This is a genomic window from Streptomyces sp. NPDC001536, assembly GCF_042894505.1.
GTDB lineage: Bacteria > Actinomycetota > Actinomycetes > Streptomycetales > Streptomycetaceae > Streptomyces.
Window position 1 is genome coordinate 96,944 of record NZ_JBIAVQ010000017.1, and the last position, 17,028, is coordinate 113,971.

Annotated in this window: 16 protein-coding genes; 2 read left to right on the top strand and 14 right to left on the bottom strand. The window is 71.1% G+C overall.

The features are described 5' to 3' along the window. Positions 1–104 precede the first annotated feature (104 nt). From ACFY0U_RS36940 to rpe, 4 genes are all read right to left on the bottom strand, one after another. Entirely contained in the window at positions 105–404 is a 300-nt protein-coding gene (locus ACFY0U_RS36940) for a barstar family protein (RefSeq protein WP_388643403.1), read from the bottom strand. After that, positions 401–772 carry a ribonuclease domain-containing protein gene (locus tag ACFY0U_RS36945; protein ID WP_388643406.1) on the bottom strand — a complete coding sequence of 124 codons (372 nt, stop codon included), beginning with the start codon at positions 770–772 and terminating at the stop codon, positions 401–403. The genes ACFY0U_RS36940 and ACFY0U_RS36945 overlap by 4 nt, the downstream gene beginning before the upstream one ends. A gap of 40 nt (positions 773–812) precedes the next feature. Beyond that, the gene (locus ACFY0U_RS36950; RefSeq protein WP_171144130.1) at positions 813–1,856 is read right to left on the bottom strand and encodes a sugar-binding domain-containing protein; all 1,044 of its coding nucleotides are present in this window, start codon (positions 1,854–1,856) and stop codon (positions 813–815) included. Between the two features lie 78 nt (positions 1,857–1,934). Then, positions 1,935–2,621 carry a ribulose-phosphate 3-epimerase gene (gene rpe / locus ACFY0U_RS36955; RefSeq protein ID WP_388643408.1) on the bottom strand — a complete coding sequence of 229 codons (687 nt, stop codon included), beginning with the start codon at positions 2,619–2,621 and terminating at the stop codon, positions 1,935–1,937. A gap of 134 nt (positions 2,622–2,755) precedes the next feature. On the opposite strand from rpe, the gene ACFY0U_RS36960 reads away from it, so the two are divergent. After that, a complete protein-coding gene (locus ACFY0U_RS36960; protein ID WP_388643411.1) occupies positions 2,756–4,897 on the top strand; it encodes an MMPL family transporter in 2,142 nt (713 codons plus the stop codon). 80 nt (positions 4,898–4,977) lie between these two features. On the opposite strand, the gene ACFY0U_RS36965 is transcribed toward ACFY0U_RS36960, so the two are convergent. Continuing rightward, the gene (locus ACFY0U_RS36965) at positions 4,978–6,396 is read right to left on the bottom strand and encodes an RsmB/NOP family class I SAM-dependent RNA methyltransferase (RefSeq protein ID WP_388643414.1); all 1,419 of its coding nucleotides are present in this window, start codon (positions 6,394–6,396) and stop codon (positions 4,978–4,980) included. Positions 6,397–6,475: 79 nt separating this feature from the next. Beyond that, on the bottom strand, positions 6,476–7,408 hold the full coding sequence (fmt, locus tag ACFY0U_RS36970) for a methionyl-tRNA formyltransferase (RefSeq protein WP_388643416.1): 933 nt from the start codon (positions 7,406–7,408) through the stop codon (positions 6,476–6,478). A 254-nt stretch (positions 7,409–7,662) separates the two neighbouring features. Here fmt and ACFY0U_RS36975 point away from each other — a divergent pair, with 254 nt between their 5' ends. Next, positions 7,663–8,205, top strand: coding sequence for a hypothetical protein (locus tag ACFY0U_RS36975; RefSeq protein WP_388643418.1), 543 nt, complete (start codon positions 7,663–7,665; stop codon positions 8,203–8,205). A gap of 222 nt (positions 8,206–8,427) precedes the next feature. Here the strand turns inward: ACFY0U_RS36975 and ACFY0U_RS36980 are convergent, their stop codons facing one another. From ACFY0U_RS36980 to ACFY0U_RS37015, 8 genes are all read right to left on the bottom strand, one after another. Further along, positions 8,428–10,581: a primosomal protein N' gene (locus ACFY0U_RS36980; RefSeq protein WP_388643420.1), complete on the bottom strand. Its 2,154-nt coding sequence runs from the start codon at positions 10,579–10,581 to the stop codon at positions 8,428–8,430. Between the two features lie 108 nt (positions 10,582–10,689). Further along, complete coding sequence (gene metK, locus ACFY0U_RS36985; RefSeq protein ID WP_388643423.1) at positions 10,690–11,898, bottom strand: methionine adenosyltransferase; 1,209 nt, start codon at positions 11,896–11,898, stop codon at positions 10,690–10,692. 240 nt (positions 11,899–12,138) lie between these two features. Further along, positions 12,139–13,341 carry a bifunctional phosphopantothenoylcysteine decarboxylase/phosphopantothenate--cysteine ligase CoaBC gene (gene coaBC, locus ACFY0U_RS36990; protein ID WP_388643661.1) on the bottom strand — a complete coding sequence of 401 codons (1,203 nt, stop codon included), beginning with the start codon at positions 13,339–13,341 and terminating at the stop codon, positions 12,139–12,141. A 100-nt stretch (positions 13,342–13,441) separates the two neighbouring features. Beyond that, the gene (gene rpoZ / locus ACFY0U_RS36995) at positions 13,442–13,714 is read right to left on the bottom strand and encodes a DNA-directed RNA polymerase subunit omega (RefSeq protein ID WP_003982715.1); all 273 of its coding nucleotides are present in this window, start codon (positions 13,712–13,714) and stop codon (positions 13,442–13,444) included. 64 nt (positions 13,715–13,778) lie between these two features. After that, the gene (gmk, locus tag ACFY0U_RS37000) at positions 13,779–14,336 is read right to left on the bottom strand and encodes a guanylate kinase (RefSeq protein WP_388643426.1); all 558 of its coding nucleotides are present in this window, start codon (positions 14,334–14,336) and stop codon (positions 13,779–13,781) included. Positions 14,337–14,396: 60 nt separating this feature from the next. Further along, positions 14,397–14,720, bottom strand: a complete 324-nt coding sequence (locus tag ACFY0U_RS37005; protein WP_003977346.1) for an integration host factor — start codon at positions 14,718–14,720, stop codon at positions 14,397–14,399. Between the two features lie 339 nt (positions 14,721–15,059). After that, complete coding sequence (pyrF, locus tag ACFY0U_RS37010; RefSeq protein WP_388643429.1) at positions 15,060–15,899, bottom strand: orotidine-5'-phosphate decarboxylase; 840 nt, start codon at positions 15,897–15,899, stop codon at positions 15,060–15,062. Continuing rightward, positions 15,896–17,002: a quinone-dependent dihydroorotate dehydrogenase gene (locus ACFY0U_RS37015; RefSeq protein ID WP_388643431.1), complete on the bottom strand. Its 1,107-nt coding sequence runs from the start codon at positions 17,000–17,002 to the stop codon at positions 15,896–15,898. The genes pyrF and ACFY0U_RS37015 overlap by 4 nt, the downstream gene beginning before the upstream one ends. Between the last annotated feature and the right edge of the window lie 26 nt (positions 17,003–17,028).

Genomic DNA, 17,028 nt, shown 5'->3' on the forward strand with positions numbered 1-17,028 from the left:
TGGCCCCCGGACAGGTCAGCCAGGGGGAAGAGCACGTACTTCATTGTCCCATGTCCACCGGAATGCGATGCCCGGACGGATCGTCCAAGCAGGTCAGAGGCGCGTTAGGAGGATCCTCCGAGTGCGAGCGTGACCGTGAGCGCGGAGGCCTGCGAGAACACCTCACGGGCGACCGCCCACTCGTCCGGGCGCGCCTCGGCGTACGGCTCCCAGTTCCGTACGACGACGAATCTGTCCCCGACCGTGTCCTCGGGCCAGAGTCCCGGGTCGGAGAGGACGTCGGCCAGCGCGTCCCAGTTGCGCCCGAAGTACTCCGGAAGCCGCAGGTCCCGGGCACAGCGCTCCATCAGGCTCGCCTTGTCCGTGACCCCGTCGAGGTCCAGCGTGGCCACGACCGCCGTCATCTCAGTACCGCCCTGAACGAGTCGTAGTGATCATCGGTGTAGTAGATCTCGTCGCCCTGCCCGGTGACAATGCGCCGGGCCCCCCGATCGCGCGAGCCCGGCGTGGGGACGGTGTATTCGTGGTAGTAACCGCGCTTGTGGGCGGGCAGCCGCCGCTCGAAGTTCCCGAAGACACTGCCGTCCTTCTCGTACGGGAACGGGCCACCCGCGTCGATGAGGTCGAGCGTCTCGCGGGCCTGGGCGGGCAGCCGCGACTCCTGGACGGTGGCCATGCCGGCGGCCCACTGCGGACCGCCGTCGTCGGCCGCACACCCCGTCAGCGGAAGGAGGAGAAAGACCAGCACCCGGGGGACGAACCGCAGCAGCATGCCCTACACGCTGCCACGGCCGCCCCCTCGTGACCTTCCGTCAGGGGCCGTCCGGGTCAGCGCGGTTCAGCGCCGGCTTCGGCGTCTGACCCGCCGTCAGCAGCACGTCGGCCGCCGAGGTGTCCGTCACCAGGCTGGTGACGAGCCCGGAGCGCAGCACGGCGTCGATGGCCATCGCCTTGCGCGCCCCGCCCGCGATCGCGACGACCTCGGGGATACGGCGGAGCTGGTCCGCCTTGACGGTGATGCACCGCTCGCCCAGGTCCCGGCCCACCCGGCGCCCGTCGGCGTCGAAGAGGTGCGCGGAGGTCTCCGCGGCGACGCCGAGGGTCGAGTAGTGCGCCCGCTCCTCTTCGCTGAGCATGTCGTAGACCGTGGAGACGCCAGGCCCCCAGGAGCCGATGGAGACACAGGCGACCGTGACCTTGTCGAAGTACTCGAAGGCCCGGGCGATCCCGGTCTGGTTGCGCAGCGCCGCCGCGGTGGCCGCGTCCGGCAGCAGCATCGGGGCGTAGATCGGGTGGGCGTCGCCGCCCGAGACCTGCGCGGCCCGCCGTACCGCCTCCACCGAACCGCGCTCGGCGGTCCCGGCGTCGTACACGCCCGTCAGCTGCACCACCGTGCACGGTGGCAGCCGGTCGAGGGCCGCCGCCATGTGAATGGTGGAGCGGCCCCAGGCCAGGCCCAGGACATCGCCCTCGTTGACGAGTTCGCCGAGCAGGTCGGCGGCCGTCTCGCCGAGGTTCTCGGGGTCGGGCGAGTCCTCCGCCTCGGCCGGTGACTCCACCACGACCGCGTGCCGCAGGCCGTACCGGGCGCGCAGCGCGTCCGAGCGCTCGGCGTCCAGCTCGGCGGGCACACGGATCTCGATGCGCACGAGATCCCGCTCGAGGGCGGTCTCCAGAACCCGGGCCACCTTGAAGCGGCTCACGCCGAACTCCTCGGCGATCTGGATCTTCGACTTTCCCTCGAGGTAGAAGCGGCGGGCCATGGCCGCCGCCTGCACCAGCTCAGCGGGTCCCATCCGCATGGCTGACCGGCCCGCCGACATACCCGACACGGCCATCTCCTCACTGCTGTTCACACTCTGGATTCGCCGTTCATCCTTGCAGATCCGGCGGACTTGATCAGCCCTGATGGGAGCCGTTCACGTTCCTGTGGCTCAGTGGCCGCATGCCCAGCTCGCCTTGGCGGTCGCCCCCTCGGCTCGGTTGCGCAGTGCACGTACCGCCTCGGCCGGGTCGGACGCGCCGTACACGGCCGATCCGGCGACGAAGACATCGGCGCCCGCGTCGGCGCACTGCTCGATGGTGGAGGCCGAGACTCCGCCGTCGACCTGGAGCCAGAGTTCGAGGCCGTGCTTGCTGATCAACTCGCGGGTGCGGCGAATCTTCGGGAGCATGATGTCGAGAAACGCCTGTCCCCCGAAGCCCGGCTCGACCGTCATGATCAGGAGCATGTCGAGCTCGGGGAGCAGATCCTCGTACGGCTCGATGGGCGTCGCGGGCCTGAGCGCCATGGACGCGCGGGCGCCCTTGGCCCGGATCTCCCGGGCGAGCCGGACCGGAGCGGCGGCGGCCTCGACGTGGAAGGTGACGGAACCGGCCCCCGCCTCTACGTACTGGGGCGCCCACCGATCGGGGGCCTCGATCATCAGATGGCAGTCCAGCGGAGTGTCCGTCGCACGGGCGAGCGACTCTACGACCGGCACCCCGAGCGTGAGGTTCGGGACGAAATGGTTGTCCATGACGTCGACGTGGAGCCAGTCGGCTCCCTCCACCGCCTTCGCCTCGTCCGCGAGGCGGGCGAAGTCTGCGGACAGAATGCTGGGGTTGATCTGCGCGGCCATGACCCAACTCTGCCACGTCCGGGCACGAATGTTCGCGCCGGTCCAGACCTAAGCCGTTCATCGGATGTTGTGCCGGGGCAAGCCGTGCCATATTGGGCGGCCGACCATGAGGCTTCGGGGCTGCGGGGGTGGCCATGACCGGGAAGCAAGGCATCGGGCATCTGGTGTGCGGACGGCGCGCCAAGTGGGTCGTCCTGGCGCTGTGGATCGTCGCGCTGTTCCTGACCGCGCCCTTCGCCCAGAAACTCACCGACGCCCAGGACAACGACGCCGCCTCCTGGCTGCCCGGCTCCGCCGAGTCCACGCAAGTCCTCAAGATCTCCGAGGACTTCAGGCCCGAGCAGATCCCCGCGGTCGTCGTCTACGCCCGTGCGGACGGTCTGACCGCCCAGGACCGGGCGCGGATCGAGGAGGACGCACGGCAGATCAAGGAGCTCCGGGACCACGGCATCCGCGGCGCGGAGACCCGCGGCCCGGTCTTCGACCGTGAGACGGATCCGCGCGCGGCCCAGATCCTCGTACCGATCACGATGGACGAGAAGGGCTGGGAGGAGATCGCCCCCGCGGTCGACACCATCCGGGAGGACGTCGGCGAGGGCGGCGACGGCCTCGCGGTGCACATCACCGGCCCGGGCGGCACCTCCGCCGACTTCTCCGAGGCCTTCGAGGGCATCGACTCCACGCTGCTGCTGTCCGCGATGGGCGTCGTCATCGTGATGCTGCTGATCACCTATCGCAGCCCCACCCTGCTCCTGGTCCCCCTGCTCTCGGTCATCGTCGCCCTGTTCACCGCACAGGCCCTCATCTACCTGCTCGCGGAGCACGCGGGCCTGACGGTCAACGGCCAGAGCGCGGGCATTCTCACGGTCCTGGTCTTCGGCGCGGGGACGGACTATGCCCTGCTCCTCGTCGCCCGCTACCGCGAGGAACTGCACCGACACGAGGACCGGCACGAGGCGATGGCGCTGGCCCTGCACCGCGCGGGCCCGGCCGTGATCGCGTCCGGCGCGACCGTCGTGCTGAGCATGCTGGTGCTGCTGGCCGCGGAGATGAACTCGACCAGCGGCCTCGGCCCGGTCGCGGCGATCGGCGTGGCGGTGGCCCTGCTGGCGATGATGAGCCTCTTCCCCGCCCTGCTGGTGATCTGCGGCCGCTGGATCTTCTGGCCCGCGATCCCGCACTTCGGCGACCCCGACCGCATCGAACGGGGCCTGTGGGCCCGGATGGGCCGCCGTATCGCCCGCCGGCCGCGCATGGTGTGGACCGTCACCGCACTGGCCCTCGCGGTCTGCTCGCTGGGCCTGATCCAGCTGCGCGCCGAGGGCATCAGCAACGCGGACGCGTTCACCGGGAAACCGGACTCGATCGTCGGCCAGGAGGTCTCCGCGCGCTACTTCCCGGCGGGCAGCGGCGATCCCCTGGTCATCATCAGCAACCAGGCGCAGGCGCAACAGGTGGGCGAGGCCGTGGCCGCCACCGACGGCGTCGTCCCCGAGTCGCTGGGCCTGCCACCGGGCACGAAACCGTCGTTCGAAGGCAAGGTCCTGTTCGAGGCGACCATGACCGACCCGGCCGACAGCGAGGCGGCGAAGCAGACCGTCGAACGCGTCCGGGACGCCGTCCACGCGGTGCCGGACGCCGACGCCCAGGTCGGCGGGGGTACGGCCTCCCTGCTCGACATGGACAAGGCGACCACGCACGACAACATCCTGATCATCCCGCTGGTGCTGATCGTCGTCATGCTGATCCTGTGCGCCCTGCTGCGCGCCCTGATCGCTCCGCTGCTGCTGATCGGGACGGTGATCCTGTCGTTCGCGGCGGCCCTGGGAATCAGCGCGCTCGCGTTCAGGTATCTGTTCGACTACGCGGGAGAGACGACGGACTTCCCGCTCTTCGTCTTCGTCTTCCTGGTGGCCCTGGGCATCGACTACAACATCTTCCTGACCACCCGCATCCGCGAGGAGGCGGCCCGCCAGGGCACCCGCCCGGGCGTGGTCACCGGCCTCGCGGCGACAGGCGCCGTCATCACCTCGGCAGGCCTGGTCCTGGCCGGCACCTTCGCCGCCCTCGGCACCCTCCCCATGGTCGCCTTCGCCGAGATCGGCTTCGCGGTGGCCCTGGGCGTCCTCCTGGACACCTTCATCGTCCGTTCGGTACTGGTGACGGCCCTGTTCCTGGACGTGGGCCCGAGGGTGTGGTGGCCCCACAGGCTGGCGAAGGAGGACGGTAACGCACCGGCGGTGACGGAATCAGAAACGGTGAGCCAAACCCCCTAGGGACGCGGGGAACTGCGCGACCAGCCCCAGACGGCCTTCAGCCGCGATGTGTCCGCACCCCCACGGCGAAAAGGCGAACCTCACCCCGTCCGACGGATCAACGCCAGATACATCGCATCGGTCCCATGCACATGCGGCCACAACTGCACATCCGGCCCCTCACCCAGCGCCGGCACCCCCGGCAGCAAGGCCCGCGCATCGATCAACTCCGCATCGGGCCACTGCTTCAGCACGTCCTCGACAACGGCCCGCGTCTCGGCAAGGTGCGGCGAACAGGTCGCATACCCCACAACCCCGCCCACCCTGACGGAGTCCAGCGCGGTCTTCAGCAGCCCCCGCTGCAACAACCCGAACCCCTCAAGATCCTCCGGCCGCCGCCGCCACCGCGCTTCCGGCCGCCGTCGCAACGCCCCCAGCCCGGTGCACGGCACATCCATCAGCACCCGGTCGAAACTGCCCGACCGCCACGGCGGCCTGAGCCCGTCCGCGGCGATCACCTGATACGGCCCCGGATTCCCGTCCAGCGCCTTCGCCACGAGCCCGGCCCGGTGCGGCTGCTTCTCGGAGGCCAGCAACACCGCACCCCGCTCCGCGGCCAGCGCGGCCAGCAGCGCGGCCTTGCCACCGGGCCCCGCGCACCCGTCGAGCCACTTCCCGTCCGGCCCCTCCAGAGGCGCGTTGGCGAGCGCCAGGGCCACCAGCTGGCTGCCCTCGTCCTGCACGCCCGCACGGCCCTCCCGTACGGCCTCGATGGCCCCGGGCTCGCCGCCCTCGGCCAGCCGCACGGCGTACGGCGACCAGCGCCCGGCGACGGCGGCCTCCTCCCGCAGCAGCTCGTCGGTGCCGGCCCGGCCGGGCCGGGCGACCAGCGTCACCTCGGGCCGTTCGTTGTCCGCCGCCAGCAGCTCCTCGATGCCGGCCCGCGGGCCGCCGAGCGAGTCCCACAGGGCGGAGACGACCCAGCGGGGGTGCGAGTGCACGACGGCGAGATGCTCCTCGGGGTCGTCCTCGTACGGCGGGGCCACGCGGGCGATCCATCCGTCCAGATCGTCCTGTGCGACCTTGCGCAGCACGGCGTTCACGAACTTGGCCCGCCCGTCACCGAGCACCACGCGCGCGAGCTCGACGGAGGCGGACACCGCGGCGTGCGTGGGAATCCGCGTCCCGAGCAGCTGATGGACCCCGAGGCTCAGCACGTCGAGGACCGGCGGGTCGACCTCCCGCAGCGGCCGGTCGACACAGGCGGCGATGACGGCGTCGTACGTCCCCTGGCGCCGGAGCGTCCCGTAGACGAGCTCGGTGGCCAGCGCCGCGTCCCGGCCGTCGAAGTCGCCCTTCTCCCGCGCCTTGCGCAGCAGCGGCGGGAGAACAAGGTTGGCGTACGCGTCGCGCTCGTCCACGGCCCGCAGGGCCTCGAAGGCGAGGAAGCGGACGGGGTCCTTCTTGGGCCGACGGTAGGGCTTGCCGGACGGGCGGGGCCCACGGGACTGGTCGCTCACGAAAAAGGTGCTCCGGATGTGTTGACGGGATACGCACCAAGCGTACGTCCCACCTGTGCGCGCGTTGCCCGCCGAGGGATCAGGCGCCGAGCGTCTCGCCGTCGCCGATCCGCACCCCGCGCGCCCAGTCGGCGGCCTTCATCGGCTTCTTGCCCTGGGCCTGCACCCACAGCAGCTCCACGCCGTGGGAGCCGGTGCCCACGTGGACGCTGTTCTTGCCGACGGCGAGCTGTGCCGGGGCGAGGTCGGTGCGCTCGGGCGCGGGCCCCACCTGGATGAGCTTGAGCCGCTCGCCGCGGAAGACCGTCCAGGCGCCGGGGGCGGGCGTGCACCCGCGTACGACCCGGTCGACCCGCAGCGCCGGGGTGCCCCAGTCGACCTGCGCGTCCTCGACGGTGATCTTCGGAGCGAGGGTGATGCCCTCGGCGGGCTGCGGTACGGCCTTCAGGGTGCCGTCCTCGATGCCGTCCATGGTCGCCGCGAGCAGTCCGGAGCCGGCGAAGGCGAGCCGGGTCAGCAGGTCGCCGCTGGTGTCGGTGTACCGGATCTCCTCGGTGACGGTGCCGTAGACGGGCCCGGAGTCGAGGCCCTCCTCGATGAGGAAGGTGGAGGCCCCGGTGATCTCGTCGCCCGCCATGATGGAGTGCTGCACGGGCGCGGCCCCACGCCAGGCGGGCAGCAGCGAGAAGTGCAGGTTGACCCAGCCGTGGGCGGGGATGTCGAGGGCGACGCGGGGCAGCAGTGCCCCGTAGGCGACGACGGGGCAGCAGTCGGGGGCGATCTCCCGCAGCCGCTCCAGGAACTCCGGGTCCCGCGGCTTGAGGGGCTTCAGCACCTCGATGCCCGCCTCCACGGCCCGCTCGGCCACCGGGCTCGCGACGAGTCGGCGCCCCCGCCCGGCCGGCGCGTCGGGCCGCGTGACGACGGCGGCCACCTCGTGGCGCCCGGAGGCGATCAGAGCGTCCAGAGCGGGAACGGCGACCTCGGGGGTACCGGCGAAGACCAGCTTCATGGGTGGGTTCGGGCCTCTCGGGCGGGGGTTGTGCGGGCAACGCACAAGTCTATGACCACGGAAAGAAATACCGCCGACGGAGTGGACCGTGCCGGAATCGAGGCGCGAACCCCCCTCCCGGGGCGCACGCATATGCCGCTACGCCCCCACTGCGTGACCAGCGGAGCGCCCAAGCGTTGGTCAAGAAAGAGTTGACCACAACGGGCCGCTGTAGCGGCCCGATCCTTTTCATCGCCGGTTCGAGAGGCTTGTTCATGGCCGACCACGCAACCCACGACGCCCAGGCTCGGGCCAGCCTGCACTTGCTGGTGCGGGACATCGAGCGGGTCCGCCGGCAGGTGGACGCACTGCGCACGCTCACCGCCCAGTTGGGGAACGTCTACCGCCCGCGCCGCTCCGGCCCCTCCACGGGCTTCGTCGTCTACGGACGCGCCCCCGCGCCGACGGTCCGTCTCGCGCAGGAGCTGCGGGACAGCGTCGAGACCCTGGTGACGGCCGCGGTCGACTTCGACCGCTCGCTCGGCTTCTCGTGGGACGCGGTGGGCTCCGCGCTCGGGGTCACCAAGCAGGCGGTCCACCGTCGCTACGGCGCCCGCCGCGCCGCGACCCAGGCGGCCGCCGAGGCCGAGCGCACCACCGAGGCGCCGAGCACCCACACGGTCAGCGTCAACACCGGTATCCCCGCGGTACCGACGGTCCCCGCGGCCCGCTCCATGCCCACCCAGCCGACGGCGGGCAGCCCGGCCCTACGCGAAGAGGCCCGCCCCACCGCCTTCCCGGGCCCCCGCAACGGCTGACCCCACCACGACCCCTGCCCTCCCGGGCTCCCTGGGAGGGCAGCCGCATGCGTGGCCGGTCCCGCGCACGCCCCGTCACAAGCCGCCGCAAGCCGCCGACGGCGCTCAGCCCCCACAGGGGCCACCCGCACCCGACAACGAAAGCAGCACGGGCGGTGCGGGTGGGAAACCCATCCGGCCGAAGGCCGGATGCCCACAACGCACCCGCACCGGACAACCAAGTCACCCGATGTCAGGCGGATCGATCCGCACCCGCACCACCGGCTCCCCACTCCCCCGAGCCATCCGTGCGGCCTGCGCAGCCTTCAGCGCGGACGCCAGCACCGCCCCCTTCCCCGGCGGCACCCGAATCAACACCCGCTCCCACCGCTCCCCCGGCGGCGCCGCCCCCACCCGCCGCGGCCCCTGCGCACCCGTGACAGCCATCGGCACCGGCCCCAACACCTCCGCCTCCCCCGGCAGTTCCACCGCACCGAGAAACGCCGCGACCGCCTCCCCCACCCCCGACACCGCCGCCATCCGCGACACCGGCGGAAACCCCAACTCGGCCCGCTCGGAAAGCTCCCGCACCGCGTGCCCCACGGGATCCCACCGCACCAACGCCTGCACAGGCCGCAACGTCGGCTCCGCGACGACGACCACGGTGCCCCCCACCCCCTGCGGCCGCACGAGCGCCGCCGCGGCGATCCACCTGCGCAACGCGTCCTCACCGGCCCGCAGATCGGGCCGCCCGAGCATGGCCCACCCGTCCAGCAACAGCGCGGCCGCATAGCCGCCCTCGGCCACCGGCTCGGCCCCCGGCGTACTCACGACGAGCGCGGGCGCCCCCGGCACGGTGTCCAGTACATGCTCCCGCCCGGAGGTCCGCACCGGTACGGCGGGAAACGCCCGCCCCAACTCCTCCGCGGTCCGCCGAGCCCCCACGACCTGGGCCCGCAGCCGGAACCCGCCGCACTCCGGACAGTGCCAGGCACCGTCCTCACGCCCGCACCACCCGCACCGCAGGGCATCCACGCCCTCCTGGGCCTCCAACGGCCCCGAACAGTGCCGACACCGCGCGGGCGCCCGGCAGTTGGCACACGCCATCCGCGGCACATACCCACGCCGCGGGACCTGCACGAGCACCGGCCCCTGCTTCAGCCCCTCCCTGACGGCCTGCCAGGCAAGGGTCGGCAGCCGGGCGGCGCGCGCGGCCCCGTCCCTGGCCAGATCCCCGTCCCCCACGGTCCGTACGAGCGGCGCGGCACCCCGCACCTGCTCGCGCACGGCGACGATCGGCGCCGCCCACCCGCTCTCGACGAGCTGCGCGGCCTCCACGGTGCAGCTCCAGCCGCCCAGCAGAAAGCCGCACCTGTCCTGGGCGGCCCGCAGCAACAGCACCTCACGGGCGTGCGGCTGCGGCGCGTGCGGCTCGCTGTGGCTGTCGTCCCCGTCGTCCCAGATGGCGACGAGCCCGAGATCCCGTACGGGCGCGAACATGGCGGCCCGGGTCCCCACCACGGCCCGTACGCTCCCCCGCCGCACGGCGAGCCACTCCCGGTACCGCTTCTCGGGCCCCGCGTCGGCGGTGAGCACGGCATGCCGCCCTTCCCCCAGCAAGGCGGTCAGCGCGGCATCGACCCGCGCGACGGCCCGCCCGTCCGGCACCACGACGAGCGCCCCGCGCCCGGAGGCCAGTGTGGCGGCGACGGCCCGAGCCAGTTCGTCACACCACTCGGGCCCGGGCAACGCGTTCCAGACGGCCCGCGGCGCCCCACCCGAGGCGAGCGCCTCAAGAAAGCCCGCCCCCCGCTCGTACCGGCTCCAGGACCCGGCCTCAGGCACCCCGGGCGGCGGGAGCGGCTCCGCCGAAGCCATCTGCTCGGCCCGTGCGCTCCGCGGCGGCACGGCGAGCTGCAGCACATCGGCGAGACTCCCGGCATACCGATCGGCCACGGCCCGGGCGAGCCCCAACAGCTCCTGGCCGAGCACGGGTTCGGGCGACACGACCTGAGCCAGCGCGGCCAACGGCCCGGCGTAGTCGGACTCGGCGACCCGCTCGACGAGAAACCCGTCGATCAGTCCGCCACCCTCACGCCGCCCGTCCCGCACCCGTCCGCGCCCGGCCCCGAACCGCACCCGGACGCGCACCCCGGGCTGCGCCTCGGCGTCGAGTTCCTCAGGCACCGCGTAGTCGAAGTACCGGTCAAGATGCAGTACGCCCTTGTCCACGAGCACCCGCGCGACGGGCAACTCCTTGGCCAGCGCGGCCCCCCGCCAGGTCCGCGGCTTTGCCCGCGGCACCTTCGCCTTCCGCACACTCTCCCGAATGAACGCAAGCTGCTCAGGCGGCGCCCCCTCGCCCCCACCACCGACCTGCTCATCCTCGCTGCTCACGCTTGCATTCTTACCAAACCCCACTGACATCCGACGCCGCCCGAACGCACCGAAGCCCGGCGTCCCCCAAGGGACGCCGGGCTTCGGGAAGAACCGTGGTGCCGGGCCTTACAGCCCCGCCGCCTTGCGCAGCGCGTCCACCCGGTCCGTGCGCTCCCACGTGAAGTCGGGCAGCTCACGGCCGAAGTGGCCGTACGCGGCGGTCTGGGCGTAGATCGGGCGGAGCAGGTCAAGGTCGCGGATGATCGCGGCCGGGCGGAGGTCGAAGACCTCGTCGATGGCCTTCTCGATCCTCTCGGCGTCGACCTTGGCGGTGCCGAAGGTCTCGACGAAGAGACCGACGGGCTCGGCCTTGCCGATCGCGTACGCCACCTGCACCTCGCAGCGCGAGGCGAGACCGGCCGCGACGACGTTCTTGGCGACCCAGCGCATCGCGTACGCGGCCGAACGGTCCACCTTGGACGGGTCCTTGCCGGAGAAAGCGCCGCCACCGTGGCGGGCCATACCGCCGTACGTGTCGATGATGATCTTGCGGCCGGTCAGACCCGCGTCACCCATCGGACCGCCGATCTCGAAGCGGCCGGTCGGGTTGACCAGGAGACGGTAGCCCTCGGTCTCCAGCTTGATGCCCTCGTCGAGCAGCGCCTTCAGCTCCGGCTCCACGACGAACTCGCGGATGTCGGGGGCGAGCAGCGACTCCAGGTCGATGTCGGAGGCGTGCTGCGAGGAGACCACGACCGTGTCGAGGCGGACGGCCTTGTCGCCGTCGTACTCGATGGTGACCTGCGTCTTGCCGTCGGGGCGCAGGTAGGGGATCGTGCCGTTCTTGCGGACCTCGGACAGACGGTTCGACAGACGGTGGGCCAGGAAGATCGGCAGCGGCATCAGCGTCGGCGTCTCGTCCGTCGCGTAGCCGAACATCAGGCCCTGGTCGCCGGCGCCCTGCTTGTCGAGCTCGTCCTCGTCGCCCTCGACCCGCTTCTCGTAAGCGGTGTCGACACCCTGCGCGATGTCCGGGGACTGCGAGCCGATGGACACCGAGACGCCGCAGGAGGCGCCGTCGAAGCCCTTCTTCGAGGAGTCGTAGCCGATCGCGAGGATCTTGTCCCGCACGAGCTGGGGGATCGGCGCGTACGCCTTGGTGGTGACCTCACCGGCCACGTGCACCAGGCCGGTCGTGATGAGGGTCTCGACCGCGACCCGGGAGGTCGGGTCCTCGCGCAGGAGCGCGTCGAGAATGGTGTCGCTGATCTGGTCAGCGATCTTGTCGGGGTGACCCTCGGTCACAGACTCCGAGGTGAACAGACGACGGGACACAACGCTCCCTGGGGTTGCAGCGGCTGCTGGCTGATCATGGGCGGACGGGCTCGGGGGCTGCGCCCGGCATCGTCCGAGAACAGTTTATCGGTCGTGCTCAGCCACGGGGTCACCTGTCTCGCCAGGCGGGAGCCCTGTGACCTGCGGCACGGGCATTCTGCCCAATCCCGAGCGGGCTTGGCCAGGCCCGCCACGCCTCTATTACCGAGGTGTCAGAGCGCAGTGAAGCGAATGAAACATTCACTTCATGCGCCGGGCCACCAGATCCCACACGATTTCGGCCAATGCTTCCTTCGGGCCGTGCGGGACCGGCGTCTCGGTGCCGTCGGCGCCCAGCACCACCGCCTCGTTCTCTTCCGCCCCGAAAGTCTTGCGCTCCCCCACCTCGTTGACGACGAGTAGGTCGCAGCCCTTGCGGGCGAGCTTGGTACGGCCGTTGGCCAGCACGTCGTCCGTCTCGGCGGCGAATCCGACGACCACCTGTCCGGGGTGGGCCCGGTCGGCCGAGATCTCCGCCAGGATGTCCGGATTCCGCACCAGGACGATGGGTTCCGGTTCCTGGCCGTCCTTCTTCTTGATCTTTCCGGCCGCGTATGTCTCGGGACGGAAGTCCGCGACGGCGGCGGCCATGACGACCGCGTCGGCGTCCTCGGCCGCCTTCAGGACGGCTTCACGCAGGTGTACGGCCGTGCCGACGGGGACGACGTCCACGCCTGCCGGGTCCGGAAGGCCGGTGTTCGCGGCGATGAGCGTGACGCGGGCGCCGCGGGCGGCGGCGGTGCGGGCGAGGGCGTAGCCCTGCTTGCCGGAGGAGCGGTTGCCGAGGAAGCGGACCGGGTCGAGGGGTTCACGGGTGCCGCCGGCGCTGACGACCACATGCCGTCCCTTGAGGTCCGGCTCGGTGACGCCCCGGGCCAGGACGCGGCGGCAGACCTCGAAGATCTCCCCCGGGTCGGGCAGCCGGCCCTTGCCGGTGTCGACGCCGGTGAGACGCCCGACGGCCGGCTCGATCACGACCGCGCCCCGGCGGCGCAGCGTCGCCACGTTCTCCTGGGTGGCCGGGTGCTCCCACATCTCGGTGTGCATCGCGGGGGCGAAGACGACCGGACAACGGGCGGTCAGGAGCGTGTTGGTGAGCAGGTCGTCCGCGAGGCCGTGGGCGGCCTTCGCGAGCATGTCGGCGGTGGCCGGGGCGACGATCACCAGGTCGGCGTGCTGTCCGATGCGGACGTGCGGCACCTCGTGGACGTCGTCCCACACCTCGGTCGAGACCGGGTTGCCGGAGAGGGCGGACCAGGTGGCGGCGCCGACGAAGTGCAGGGCGGAGGCGGTGGGCACCACACGTACGTCGTGGCCCGATTCCGTCAGTCTGCGCAGCAGCTCACAGGCCTTGTACGCGGCGATGCCGCCGCTGACCCCCAGCACGACCCTCGGCTTGTCCACCAGGACTCCCATCCCTCGAACCTACGACTCCCATGACACACCACAGGCCCGACAGTCGCGCTGCCGGGCCTGTGGAAAAGCCAACTGCAATATGAAAGTACTACTGCGCGGGGCCCTCGACGGCCTCGGACGTCAGCAGACCCGCGTTGATCTCGCGGAGCGCGATCGAGAGCGGCTTCTCGTGCACGTGGGTGTCGACGAGCGGACCGACGTACTCGAGGAGGCCCTCACCGAGCTGCGAGTAGTACGCGTTGATCTGGCGAGCACGCTTGGCCGCGTAGATCACGAGGCTGTACTTCGAGTCGGTGGCCTCGAGGAGCTCGTCGATCGGAGGGTTGATGATGCCCTCGGGCGCGGTGATGGAAGAGGACACGCTCTGCCTTCCGATGGGTGGGAAAGAATCAGTGTGGATGATCAAGCCTCAATGAAAGGCACGATCACACAACTTCCATCAAGGCTAGCAGCTCACGCGCCACGTCCTCGACGGAGGTGTTGACCAAGGTCACATCGAACTCGGGCTCGGCCGCCAGCTCGACCTTCGCCGCCTCAAGACGGCGCTCGATCACCTCCGGCGGCTCGGTGCCACGTCCCGTGAGCCTGCGCACCAGCTCCTCCCAGGAGGGCGGGGCCAGGAACACCAGCTGAGCCTCGGACATGGACTCGCGGACCTGCCGGGCGCCCTGGAGGTCGATCTCCAGGAGAACCGGCTCGCCCGCCTCCAGCCGCTCCAGCACCGCGTTGCGCGGGGTGCCGTAGCGATTGCCGGCGAACTCGGCCCACTCCAGCAGCTCACCGTTGGCGATCAGCTTGTCCATCTCCTCGTCGGTGACGAAGAAGTAGTGGACACCGTGCTTCTCGCCGGGGCGGGGCTTGCGGGTCGTCGCCGACACCGAGAGCCAGACCTCGGGGTGTTCCTTGCGCATATGGGCGACGACCGTGCTCTTGCCGACCCCTGAGGGGCCGGAGAGCACGGTCAGCCGCGGACGTTCACTCATGCAGCGATTATTCCAGCAATCCCGGGGTGCCCGGGACTCCCGGTCCGGACTGTGCCGGACTCAGGAACCGGTGCTGCCGAACTCACGCTCCAGAGAAGCGATCTGGTTCGAACCGAGACCCCGCACACGGCGGCTCTCGGAGATGCCCAGTCGCTCCATGATCTGCTTGGCGCGGACCTTGCCCACGCCGGGCAGCGACTCGAGCAGGGCGGAGACCTTCATCTTGCCGATGACGTCGTTCTCCTGGCCCTGCTTGATGACCTCGTGGAGAGAGGCGCCGGAGTGCTTGAGTCGATTCTTGACCTCGGCCCGCTCCCGGCGAGCCGCGGCGGCCTTTTCGAGCGCGGCTGCGCGCTGTTCAGGGGTAAGGGGCGGAAGAGCCACGCCTACGTCACCTCGGATGTTGAACTGTCGGATACGGACCGGTGAGGAACCTAGTCGCCCCACACCTGGGGAGCCACGAGCAACACGCTTGCCCGTTCACTCTGCGTCGGAGACTAGCGGCCAACTCCGCCAGAGTCAGCGAGAACAGCGGAAAAGTCCTGGTCAGCCTCCGTCAGGCCGGACATTTCAGGCATACTGCCCCGGATTTGAGGATGTATTCAGCCTCAAGTCGTCCTGGAAGCACTCATCGGAGGTCTCGACCGAGCGTCTCGAACGCCTCGGACGACCGTCATACGACCGCCATGGCGACCTTGGTCCCCCACCACGGCGACGTCGGCCTCACGCCACGGCGGCCCGGGTCTCCTCCGCGAACCGCTCCGCGGCCGCCCGCAGCGCGCCGACGTCGGGACCGTGCCGCAGGACCCCCCGGCTGACGTTGGGGACGACATTGCGCACCACGGAGCCGAACACCTTGGGAAGATCGGCCGCAGTGGCCCCCTGGGCGCCGATGCCGGGCGCGAGGAGCGGACCGTTGATGTCCAGGTCGTAGGACGACAGATCGCCCAGCGTGGCACCGACGACGGCACCGAAGGAACCCAGGGGCTCCTCCCCCGCGTTCTCGGCCGCCAGATGCGCCAGCATCGTCGCACCGACGTTGCGGCCGTCCGCGCGGATCGCGTGCTGGACCTCGCCGCCCTCGGGGTTGGACGTCAGCGCCAGCACGAACAGACCGGCGCCGCTCTCCCGCGCCAGCGCGACCGCCGGCGAGAGCGAGCCGTAGCCGAGGTACGGCGAGACGGTGAGGGCGTCGGAGAACAGCGGGGAGTCCTTGTGCAGGAAGGCCTCGGCGTACGCGGCCATGGTCGAGCCGATGTCGCCGCGCTTGGCGTCCATGACGACCAGCGCACCGGCCGCCCGCGCCTCCTCGACCGACTTCTCCAGGACGGCGACACCGCGCGACCCGAAGCGCTCGAAGAACGCGCTCTGCGGCTTGAGGACGGCGACCCGGTCGGCGACCGCCTCGACGACCGTGCGGCTGAACCGCTCCAGCCCGGCCACGTCGTCGTTCAGGCCCCATTCGCTGAGCAGGGAGGCGTGCGGGTCGATGCCGACGCACAGCGGGCCGCGCTCGTCCATGACATGCCGAAGGCGCGCGCCGAAGGGTGCGAGAGAGCTCATGCCGGCTTCCTTACGTCGGCGCCGACCGCGTCGGCGAGCGTGGCGTACGGGCTCGTGCGGAGGCGAGCGGCGAGCCCCTTGTGGATGGTGCGGCCCCAGAAGGGCCCCTGGTAGACGAACGCGCTGTAGCCCTGGACGAGCGTGGCACCGGCGAGGATGCGCTGCCAGGCGTCCTCGGCGTCCTCGATGCCGCCGACGCCCACGAGGGTGATGCGGTCGCCCACGCGCGCGTAGAGGCGCCTGAGCACCTCCAGGGAGCGCGCCTTGAGCGGGGCTCCGGACAGGCCGCCGGTCTCCTTCACGAGCGAGGGTTCGGATGTCAGACCGAGGCCCTCGCGCGCGATGGTCGTGTTCGTGGCGATGATCCCGTCCAGGCCGAGCTCGACGGCCAGGTCGGCCACCGCGTCGACGTCCTCGTCCGCGAGGTCGGGCGCGATCTTCACCAGGAGCGGGACACGGCGGCTGGTGACCGTACGGTCGGCGGCCTCGCGTACGGCGCTCAGGAGCGGCCGCAGCGCCTCGGTGGCCTGAAGATTGCGCAGCCCGGGGGTGTTCGGCGACGACACGTTCACGACCAGGTAGTCGGCGTAGGGCGCGAGCCGCTCGGTCGACTTCACGTAGTCGGCGGCGGCCTCGGCCTCCGGTACGACCTTGGTCTTGCCGATGTTGACACCCACGACGGTGTTGAAGACGGGCGTACGGGAGGCCAGGCGGGCCGCTACGGCCAGCGAGCCCTCGTTGTTGAAGCCCATGCGGTTGATGAGCGCGCGGTCCTTCACGAGCCGGAAGAGCCGCTGCTTGGGGTTGCCGGGCTGGGCCTCCCCCGTCACCGTGCCGATCTCCACGTGGTCGAAGCCCAGCATCGACATGCCGTCGATGGCGACGGCGTTCTTGTCGAAGCCGGCGGCGAGCCCGAAGGGGCCGTGCATGCGCAGCCCGAAGGCCTCGGTGCGCAGCTCCTCGTGGCGGGGGGCGAGGGCGGCGGCGACGAAGGTGCGGAGCACGGGAACGCGGACGGCGAGGCGGATCCAGCGGAAGGCGAGGTAGTGGGCCTTCTCAGGGTCCATGCGCTTGAAGACGAGCTGGAAGAAGATCTTGTACATCGAGTGTCCTCTTGAAGTCTCAGGTG

Coding starts and splice junctions, on each gene's coding strand:
- ACFY0U_RS36940 (WP_388643403.1), bottom strand. CDS start 404: ATGACGGCGGTCGTGGCCACGCTGGACCTCGACGGGGTCACGGACAAG.
- ACFY0U_RS36945 (WP_388643406.1), bottom strand. CDS start 772: ATGCTGCTGCGGTTCGTCCCCCGGGTGCTGGTCTTTCTCCTCCTTCCG.
- rpe (WP_388643408.1), bottom strand. CDS start 2,621: ATGGCCGCGCAGATCAACCCCAGCATTCTGTCCGCAGACTTCGCCCGC.
- ACFY0U_RS36960 (WP_388643411.1), top strand. CDS start 2,756: ATGACCGGGAAGCAAGGCATCGGGCATCTGGTGTGCGGACGGCGCGCC.
- fmt (WP_388643416.1), bottom strand. CDS start 7,408: ATGAAGCTGGTCTTCGCCGGTACCCCCGAGGTCGCCGTTCCCGCTCTG.
- ACFY0U_RS36975 (WP_388643418.1), top strand. CDS start 7,663: ATGGCCGACCACGCAACCCACGACGCCCAGGCTCGGGCCAGCCTGCAC.
- gmk (WP_388643426.1), bottom strand. CDS start 14,336: ATGAGTGAACGTCCGCGGCTGACCGTGCTCTCCGGCCCCTCAGGGGTC.
- pyrF (WP_388643429.1), bottom strand. CDS start 15,899: ATGAGCTCTCTCGCACCCTTCGGCGCGCGCCTTCGGCATGTCATGGAC.
- ACFY0U_RS37015 (WP_388643431.1), bottom strand. CDS start 17,002: ATGTACAAGATCTTCTTCCAGCTCGTCTTCAAGCGCATGGACCCTGAG.